This window comes from Pseudomonas bubulae (assembly GCF_900618535.1).
GTDB lineage: Bacteria > Pseudomonadota > Gammaproteobacteria > Pseudomonadales > Pseudomonadaceae > Aquipseudomonas > Aquipseudomonas bubulae.
In genome coordinates, this window is sequence record NZ_UYJA01000003.1 from 741,050 (window position 1) to 750,140 (window position 9,091).

Below are 9,091 nucleotides of genomic sequence, written 5' to 3' on the forward strand. Positions count from 1 at the left end.
CCGTATTTTGGCGTGATCGCGGCCTGCCTGCAGCCTGCAAGCCTTGTTATAGTCCGCCGCTTATCGGCCGGCGACGGCGCCCCGCAAAGGATTCAGGTTATGTCCGATTACCAGGCTTTTCAGGTTGAGTTGAACGGCAATATCGCCCATGTACAGATCAATCGACCTGAAAAGGTCAATGCGATGAATGCTGCGTTCTGGTCCGAAATCATCGATATCTTCCAGTGGATTGATGAAACTGACGCGGTGCGTGTGGTGGTGCTCAGTGGGGCGGGCAAGCATTTCTCGGCCGGCATCGACCTGATGCTGCTGGCGTCGGTGGCCAATGAAATGGGCAAGGATGTGGGGCGCAACGCCCGCATGCTGCGACGAAAAATCCTGCAAATGCAGGCCTCGTTCACTGCCGTCGACCAGTGCCGCAAGCCAGTTCTGGCGGCGGTTCAGGGTTACTGCATTGGCGGGGCGATAGACCTGATTGCCGCCTGCGACATGCGCTACGCCGCTGAAGATGCACAGTTCTCGATCAAGGAAATCGATATGGGCATGGCCGCCGATGTCGGGACACTGCAACGCCTGCCGCGTATCATCGGTGATGGCATGCTCCGCGAGCTGGCCTATACCGGGCGAATGGTCGCGGCAGATGAAGCTCGCGCCATCGGCCTGGTAAACCGGGTCTACAGTGATCAACAGGCGTTGCTTGAGGGCGTTATGGCGATTGCCCAGGAAATCGCCAGTAAATCGCCGATTGCCATTGCTGGCACCAAGCAGATGATCGGCTATATGCGCGATCACCGAGTGGAGGATGGCCTGGAATATGTTGCGACGTGGAATGCTGCGATGCTGCAATCCAGCGATCTGCGCCTGGCAATGACCGCGCATATGACCAAGCAGAAACCCGAATTTCTCGATTGAAGGCTTTGTAACCTGAACAAGGATCACTTGATGACACCGCGTTGGATCACGGCAGTACTGGATACAGACCTGACTGGCGGCTGGGCCGTGGCGCGCGGCCCCGACGGTTTTCTGAATGATGACAATGGCCCGCTGTTCCCTCGCGAATGGCTCAAACGCCAGAACTTGCCGGTACTGGCCGAGCATGGCATCGGCCACCTCGACGGCGAGCCGGTATATTTGCTGGAGCTCAAGGGCGCCGCTCAGGTAGAGGGCTGCCATTGGCAGGGCTTGCGCGCCTTTATGCTGGGCGACGACCACACGCTTTATAAAGTGCTGGGTTATGCCGCGCAAATCGGCACCTGGGCTCGTGAACATCGTTTTTGCGGCAGTTGCGGGCAGGCCATGACGCAGGTGTCAAGGGAGCGGGCGATGTACTGCGCTACCTGTGACTTGCGCAGTTACCCGCGCATATCGCCGAGCATGATCGTGTTGATTACCCGTGGTGATGAAGTGCTGCTGGCCCGTTCGCCGCGCTTTGTGCCGGGGGTTTACAGCACCCTGGCGGGCTTCGCCGAGCCAGGCGAGTCGGCCGAGGATTGCCTGATTCGTGAAGTGCGCGAAGAAGTGCAGCTGGAGGTCAGGAACATCCAGTATGTGGGCAGCCAGTGCTGGCCGTTCCCGCACTCGATGATGCTGGGGTTTCACGCGGAATATGCCGGGGGCGAGATTGTGCCCCAGGCCGATGAGATAGAAGATGCGCAGTGGTTCAATGTGCATCAATTACCGCCGTTGCCGGCGTCGCGCTCGATTGCGCGCTATCTTATCGACCTGTATGTGGCGCGTCGCTTAGGCCATGCCGAACCAGTGCTGCCAGGCTAGGCGCACGGTCAGGCCCAGGACCACGGTAATAAATACCGGACGAATAAACTTGGCGCCGCCGCTGATCGCGCTGCGGGCGCCAAAGTAAGCGCCGACCATCACTGCAAAGCCCATGGTCAGGCCGATTATCCAGTCCACATGCCCGGAAAAGATAAACACCGACAGCGCTGCAATGTTGCTGACGAAGTTCATGCTGCGGGCCACACCGCTGGCCTTCACCAGATCGATGGGGTACATCAGCATGCTGCTGACAGTCCAGAACGCACCGGTGCCCGGGCCGGCCACGCCATCATAGAACCCCAGGCCCAGACCCTGCGGCAATTGCCATTTCTTTTTGATCGGCGCGTCGTTGTCGACGGGTGTTTTTGGGGTGCCGCCAAACAACAGGTAAATCCCGCAACCGAAGACAATCACCGGCAGCATCTTGTTGAGCCACTCTGCGGGCATGTAATGGGCGGCAGTTGCGCCAATCAGGCTGCCGACCAGGGTGCCGAAAATGGCCAGTTTCCACTCGCGGGGATGGAACAGTTTGCGACGGTAGAAGGTAAGGCTCGCCGTGGCTGCGCCGAAGGTCGAACTGAGTTTGTTGGTCCCCAGCACAAGATGTGGCGGCAAGCCTGCGGTGAGCAGGGCAGGGGTGGTGAGCAAGCCGCCACCACCTGCGATGGCATCGATAAAACCGGCAACAAAAGCAACGGCGGCCAGAATGGCGAGGGTGGTCAAATCTACGCTGAGTTCAAAAGGCATGGGATCGACTTAATTCGGCGGGACGTACAGCGCAGGCGCGCGGGAAGGACGTCATCTTACCGATAAGCGAGAACAGCGGCGATAGGGCTTTTGTGATTGCCCGACGGCGCCATGAACGATCATGGGGATCGTTTGGCGCTACGGTCAGGCAATTGCGTCAGCGGGTGTTCTATTAATAGACGAGAGCGTCGGCATCCATCCGGCGGACGTTGACTGATAGTGCACCGAGCTTGATCAGCCGGGTGCGGGTGACGTTGCGACTCAAGCCCAGCAATTTGGCCGTGTGCACCTGGTTGTGATGGCAAAATTCATAAGCGCTGCGCAGCAGGGCGTCTTCGACGGTTTCATGCAGGGCTCCCGGTTCTTCTTCGAAAAGCTTGCGAAATGCGCGCTGCAACAGATCCCGGGTAGTGTGTTGAACCGGTTGTTGCGTCGGCAAGTCCTGGCGCCTGCTGCGTGACTGGGACAGGCGCAGGTCCTGCACCGTGATGGTCTGGTTGCGGCACAGCAGCAGGCTGTGGTGCACGACGTTTTCCAGCTCGCGAATATTGCCCTGCCAGGGGTGATGCACCAGGACTTGCTCGGCGCACTCGCTCAGGGCCGTTGGCCCGTGGGGCAGGCGTTGGCGATAGGTTTTCAGGAAGTGGCGGGCCAGCGGCAGAATATCTCCAGGTCGCTCGCGCAAGGGCAGCAACGCAAGGCTGACAACATTCAGGCGGTAATAGAGATCCTCGCGGAAATGTCCGGCATCGATGGCCTGCTCCAGGTTGACGTTGGTGGCAGCCAGCACCCGAACGTTGATCGGGGTGCTTTTGCGCGAACCCAGCCGCACAACCTCTTGTTCTTGCAGGACGCGCAACAGCTTGACCTGGATGGCCAGCGGCAAGTCGCCGATTTCATCCAGAAACAACGTGCCGCCATCGGCCTCTTCAAACCAGCCGGATTTTGCACTCAGGGCGCCCGTGAAAGCACCTTTTTCATGGCCGAACAACTCAGCCTCAACCAGTGACTCGGCAAACGCCCCGCAGTTGACCGCCACGAATGGCTGCTGGTGCCGGTGGCTGAGCTGATGGATATGGCGTGCAACGAGTTCCTTGCCGGTGCCGGTTTCTCCAATGATCAGCACACTGGCATCACTGGGGGCAATTTGTTGCAAGTGCGTCAACAGCGCTTTGGACGCTGGGTCTTCAAATACTTGGGCCGTGGCGCGTATGGACGTGGCCAGTGCCGGGGTGGCAGGTAATGTTAAAAGCTGCATTGACAGCTCCTTTTAACAGGGGCTCTGCCCACAAAAGGAAAGCCGGAGGCAGCTTTATAAAGTTATTTTGTTATTCCGTAAACTAACCTAATTCCATATTTATATATCGATATTGCATATCGGACTTGCATCGCGACCTGTTTTTAGCGCTTTATAAGACACTGCTTTCCAGGCCTCCTTAATTTAGGATTGAGCCTGGGAGGGTTTTCTCTTATTTACCTGTTTTCACCCGGCTCAATCAGTTATTTCTAACGGCCGCATTTTCAAGTGGTCTCATTAATCCTCAATCAGGGACGCCCTGATTCAGGAAAGCGCTCAGTGGATTTGAACAATGAACAAGCGACCTCTTTATTTCGATTACGCGGCCACCACTCCCGTGGACGCTCGTGTCATCCAGGTGATGGTCGAATGCCTGGGCTTTGAAGGCAACTTTGGCAATCCAGCTTCCGGCTCCCACGTCTTTGGTCAGCAAGCCCGGCATTCGGTAGAACTGGCCCGAGAGCAGGTCGCGCAACTGATCAATGCCAGGCCGGAGCAGATCATCTGGACCTCGGGCGCTACCGAGTCCAACAACCTGGCCCTGAAAGGTGTGGCACAGGCCGGTGGCCAGTTGCGCGGGCATATCATCACCAGCCAGATCGAGCACAAAGCGGTGCTGGATACCGCGCGTTTTTTACAGGATGCAGGCTTTGACGTGACCTACCTGGCACCTGATGCCAACGGGCTTGTCAGCGCCGATCAGGTCAGCGCCGCCCTGCGGGCAGATACGCTGCTGGTGTCGCTGATGCTGGTCAACAACGAACTGGGGACGGTGAATGACATCCCGGAGATTGGCCGTCGCGTGCGCGAGCATGGTGCGTTGTTTCACGTAGATGCTGCGCAAGGTGCAGGCAAAGTAGCCATCGACCTGAATGAGTGGGCCGTCGATCTGATGTCGTTTTCGGGGCACAAGATTTATGGCCCCAAAGGTATCGGCGCGTTGTATGTGGGCTCGCGGGCACAGGATCGCTTGCAGGCGCAGATTCACGGTGGTGGGCATGAGTCCGGTTTGCGCTCTGGAACGCTGGCGACGCATCAAATTGCCGGTATGGGCGCAGCTTTTGCATTGGCCAATCAGTCGTTTGCCGAAGAGCTGGAGCATATTCGTGAATTGCGTCAGCGTTTGCTTGCACAACTGGCCGATGTGCCGGGCCTGCAATGCAATGGTTGTCTGACCCAACGTATTCCTCATACCTTGAGCCTGACCTTCAGCGAAGGACACTTTAACAGCGCTGTCTTGAGTAGCGAGCTGGCGTACTCGGCAACGTCGGCATGCAACTCGGCCAGCAATGCGCCTTCCCATGTGCTGCTGGCGCTGGGGCATGATGCACGCCAGGCCGGGCGTACCATCCGCCTGAGCCTTGGCCGCTTCACCCGCGAGCAGGACATCGATGTAGCTGCAAAGGCAATCAAGGCTTGCGTAGCAGCGCCCGCACCTTTTTGGGCGGTTGCCCAACCTTGATGGCTGATCCATCATCAGCGACGAATAATAATTACCAGTGACTGGCAGGAGAATAAATGAGTACTCAGGTGTTGAATTCGGGGTCTGTTGTGGAGCGTTTGAAACGCACCCGGGCAGTGATGAGCCAGCACGGGATCCATGCGCTTCTCGTGCCTTCGGCCGATCCCCATCTTTCGGAGTACTTGCCTGCCTACTGGCAGGGCCGTCAGTGGCTGTCAGGCTTTTACGGTTCAGTGGGCACATTGATTGTCACGCCGACCTTCGCCGGCGTGTGGGCTGACAGCCGTTACTGGGAGCAAGCGGGCAAAGAGCTCAGTGGCAGCACCATTGAACTGGTCAAACTGTTGCCCGGGCAGCCGGGTCCTCTGGAGTGGCTGGCTGAACAAACGCCAGAAGGTGCAACGGTTACCGTTGATGGCGCCGTTCTTGCCCTGGCTTCAGCACGAACCCTTGAAAGCCGGCTCAAGGAGCGCGGTGCGACCTTGCGCACGGATATCGATTTGCTTGGCCTTGTCTGGCAGGATCGGCCAACACTGCCGGTGCAGCCGGTGTATGAGCACTTGCCACCACAAGCGACGGTCAGTCGGGTCGACAAGCTCCAGCAGTTGCGCGAAACACTCAAGCAGCGCAAAGCAGACGCGCATTTCATTGCAACCCTGGATGACATTGCCTGGTTGTTCAACTTGCGTGGCTCGGATGTCTCTTTCAACCCTGTATTCGTGTCGTTTGCATTAATCGAGGAGGCCCGGGCTACCTTGTTTGTCGATCTGCACAAGGTCAGTGCCGAACTGCGTGGCACCCTGGCCCGCGAAGGCATAGAGCTGTGCGATTACACCGGGATCAATGCGGCGCTGGCGTCCTTGCCGGCCACTACCCGGTTGCTGGTAGACCCTGTCCGCGTGACCTGCGGGCTGATCGGCCACCTGAAGCCTGAAGTGAAGCTGGTTGAGGGTTTGAACCCTACGACCCTGTCCAAGTCGCAAAAGAGTCTTGATGACGCCGTTCATATTCGCCAGGCCATGGAGCAGGATGGTGCTGCACTGTGTGAGTTTTTTGCCTGGCTGGAAACGGCTTTTGGGCGTGAGCGCATTACCGAACTGACGATTGATGAACAGCTGACCGCGGCCCGTGCCCGTCGTCCCGGGTTTGTATCACTGAGCTTCAACACCATTGCTGCGTTTAATGCCAATGGCGCAATGCCCCATTACCATGCCACCGAACAAGAACATGCAGTCATTGAAGGTGACGGCTTGCTGTTGATTGACTCGGGCGGGCAGTACCTGGGGGGCACGACCGATATCACGCGCATGGTTCCCGTCGGCACGCCGACCGATGAGCAAAAACGTGACTGCACCCGTGTACTAAAAGGCGTGATCGCTTTGTCTCGTGCTCGCTTTCCAAAGGGCATCCTCTCGCCTTTGCTGGACTCGATTGCCAGGGCCCCGATCTGGGCTGAAAACGTCGATTACGGGCACGGCACTGGGCATGGCGTCGGTTACTTCCTGAACGTGCACGAAGGGCCACAGGTTATCGCCTATCAGGCTGCACCGGCGCCGCACACGGCAATGCAGCCGGGGATGATTACCTCGATCGAGCCGGGGACATACCGTCCGGGTCGTTGGGGGGTGCGCATCGAAAACCTGGTGTTGAACCGGGAAGCGGGTGATTCGGAGTTTGGAGTGTTTCTGAAGTTTGAAACCCTGACGCTATGTCCGATTGACACTCGCTGTCTGGAACCATCATTGCTGACGCGTGAGGAGGTCGAGTGGCTTGATGGCTACCACGCCCAGGTTCTCGAGCGTTTGAGTCCGCTGCTTGCAGGCGCCGCTCTGGAGTGGTTGCAGGTTCGTACGGCACCCGTCGCGATCAAGCGCTGATCTTGATGCCATGCTGCCGGTCGGGTCGACAGCATGGCAACAGGTGTTACTACCTGCAGATGACAATCATGCTGCGACTGGTATAACCCGCGGGGTTAAGGCCGAACGGGTAGTCCCCTGGCTCTTCGGCCGCATCACCCGATTTGGCAATCACCCGGTATCCCTTGGTTCCGCAAGACTTGTCGGCTTCGGCATAGCATTTGTTCCACGAGGAGGACAATCCCGAACAATTGATATGCAGGCCTCGCTTGCCATGCTTGACGGAGGTTTCGGAGGTTGCAGCGCAGCCGGTTAAAGCAAGTACGGCTAAAGCTACCAAAATACGTTTCATTCCTGTCCTTAAGCGTTTGCATCGGGTTTACGGGATACGCATGTGTGAGGCTGCCTGTCCGTGGCCCCTGTAGATGTCCGTATCCTGAATCGGCCTGATGAATCTGGAGTGACAAACATCCCTTAAATGAGAGTCAATTACAATAACTGTGTCAACTGGCGTCTTTTTTGTCAGTAGCAACAGGTGTGGAATGGTTGCGCATGGTTAAAGTCGCCCCGATCGAAGCCATGATGATGCAGGAAATGGCCATCCATTGCGTAAATGACAAGATCTCATTCAGAAACAACAGGCCCGACAGTGCTCCGAAGGCGGGTTCTATGCTCATCAGTGTGCCAAATGTTCGAGTTGGCATGCGTGTCAGGGCAATCATCTCAAGTGTGTAGGGCAGAGCTGTGGACATAAGGGCTACGCCAATGGCTATGGGAATCAGGCCTGGAGTCAATAATGCGGCGCCAGCGTGGTACACACCTATAGGTGCGAAAAAAAGTGCTGCAATAATTACGCCTAAAGCAGCGGTCTGCACGCCATTATCCGCTCCGGCCCGTTGCCCATAAAGAATGTACAGTGCCCAGCAGACCCCGGCGCTCAACGCGTAACCCGCGCCGACAGGGTCGATTCCTTGCGTGCTTTCACCAAAGGGTATGAGTAGCAGCAGTCCGGTGATTGCCAGACCTATCCATATGAAGTCGATCGGCCGGCGGGAGGTGTAAATAGCCACGGCCAAAGGTCCCGTGAACTCAAGGGCCACAGCAATACCCAGCGGAACGCTGCGCAATGACATATAGAAGAGGAAATTCATCCCCCCCAGCGCTATCCCGTAAACAATCACGGTTTTTAAGGATTTTGCGCTGAGCCTGGCTCTCCAGGGGCGCAGTATCAGAAACATGATAATGCTGGCGAATGCCAGGCGCAGACTGGTTGTTCCTTGGGCGCCAATGATGGGGAACATGCTTTTAGCCAGCGATGCACCCGATTGGATCGAAGCCATGGCAATAAGCAGCAAGCCAACAGGGAAAAGCGTCGCCATCAGGTTGCGGGGGAGCTTTGTCATTACGGAGTGTGCCTGGGTTTGAGGGGCTTAAAGGCAGGCATGATGCTTAACTGATTGAGAATGTGCAATATAGTGCGCAGCTTCTGGCGTTTTCCACGCTATAGGCGCTTACAGATCAATAGTTTCGATTAATGCTTGACTCGAAATTGTAACTGTCTATAATTCGCCCCACTTCCGGCGCAGTCGAAACGGAAAACTCCTTGAGTTTCAATGAGTTGGACGGTTTTCGGCGGTGTCAGCTTCAAGTCATCGAAGCAGGGAATGAGGTGTTGACAGCAGCGTGTAACGCTGTAGAATTCGCCTCCCGCTAACGAGAGATCGAAAGCGCAAGTGGTTGATGTTACAGAGGAAACTTTGAAAACATCTTAAAATAACCGCTTGACAGATGCAGAGGCTGCTGTATAATGCGCGCCTCGGTACAGCGAAAGCTGACCAACCGCTCTTTAACAATTGAATCAAGCAATTCGTGTGGGTGCTTGTGGAGTCAGACTGATAGTCAACAAGATTATCAGCATCACAAGTTACTCCGCGAGAAATCAAAGATGTAACCAAC

At 56.7% G+C, this 9,091-nt stretch carries 8 protein-coding genes; 4 read left to right on the plus strand and 4 right to left on the minus strand.

Annotation, left to right across the window (positions count from 1 at the left end):
- Nucleotides 1–99 precede the first annotated feature (99 nt).
- Together PPTH39_RS14420 and nudC are read left to right on the plus strand one after the other, a co-directional pair.
- Nucleotides 100–912, plus strand: coding sequence for a crotonase/enoyl-CoA hydratase family protein (locus tag PPTH39_RS14420; protein WP_095001645.1), 813 nt, complete (start codon nt 100–102; stop codon nt 910–912).
- Between the two features lie 30 nt (nt 913–942).
- Nucleotides 943–1,773, plus strand: coding sequence for an NAD(+) diphosphatase (nudC, locus tag PPTH39_RS14425; protein ID WP_095020880.1), 831 nt, complete (start codon nt 943–945; stop codon nt 1,771–1,773).
- Here nudC and PPTH39_RS14430 read toward each other — a convergent pair.
- Together PPTH39_RS14430 and PPTH39_RS14435 are read right to left on the minus strand one after the other, a co-directional pair.
- Complete coding sequence (locus PPTH39_RS14430) at nt 1,741–2,520, minus strand: TSUP family transporter (RefSeq protein ID WP_095001643.1); 780 nt, start codon at nt 2,518–2,520, stop codon at nt 1,741–1,743. The two genes, nudC and PPTH39_RS14430, sit on opposite strands and share 33 nt — an antisense overlap.
- A 172-nt stretch (nt 2,521–2,692) precedes the next feature.
- Complete coding sequence (locus tag PPTH39_RS14435; protein ID WP_095019291.1) at nt 2,693–3,778, minus strand: sigma-54 interaction domain-containing protein; 1,086 nt, start codon at nt 3,776–3,778, stop codon at nt 2,693–2,695.
- A gap of 331 nt (nt 3,779–4,109) precedes the next feature.
- Here PPTH39_RS14435 and PPTH39_RS14440 point away from each other — a divergent pair, with 331 nt between their 5' ends.
- Both PPTH39_RS14440 and PPTH39_RS14445 read left to right on the plus strand, forming a co-directional pair.
- Nucleotides 4,110–5,279, plus strand: a complete 1,170-nt coding sequence (locus PPTH39_RS14440; protein WP_130872120.1) for a cysteine desulfurase family protein — start codon at nt 4,110–4,112, stop codon at nt 5,277–5,279.
- A 56-nt stretch (nt 5,280–5,335) separates the two neighbouring features.
- Entirely contained in the window at nt 5,336–7,156 is a 1,821-nt protein-coding gene (locus PPTH39_RS14445; RefSeq protein ID WP_130872121.1) for an aminopeptidase P family protein, read from the plus strand.
- A 49-nt stretch (nt 7,157–7,205) separates the two neighbouring features.
- On the opposite strand, the gene PPTH39_RS14450 is transcribed toward PPTH39_RS14445, so the two are convergent.
- The gene (locus PPTH39_RS14450; RefSeq protein ID WP_095001639.1) at nt 7,206–7,487 is read right to left on the minus strand and encodes a hypothetical protein; all 282 of its coding nucleotides are present in this window, start codon (nt 7,485–7,487) and stop codon (nt 7,206–7,208) included.
- 151 nt (nt 7,488–7,638) lie between these two features.
- A complete protein-coding gene (rhtA, locus tag PPTH39_RS14455; protein ID WP_095001638.1) occupies nt 7,639–8,538 on the minus strand; it encodes a threonine/homoserine exporter RhtA in 900 nt (299 codons plus the stop codon).
- Between the last annotated feature and the right edge of the window lie 553 nt (nt 8,539–9,091).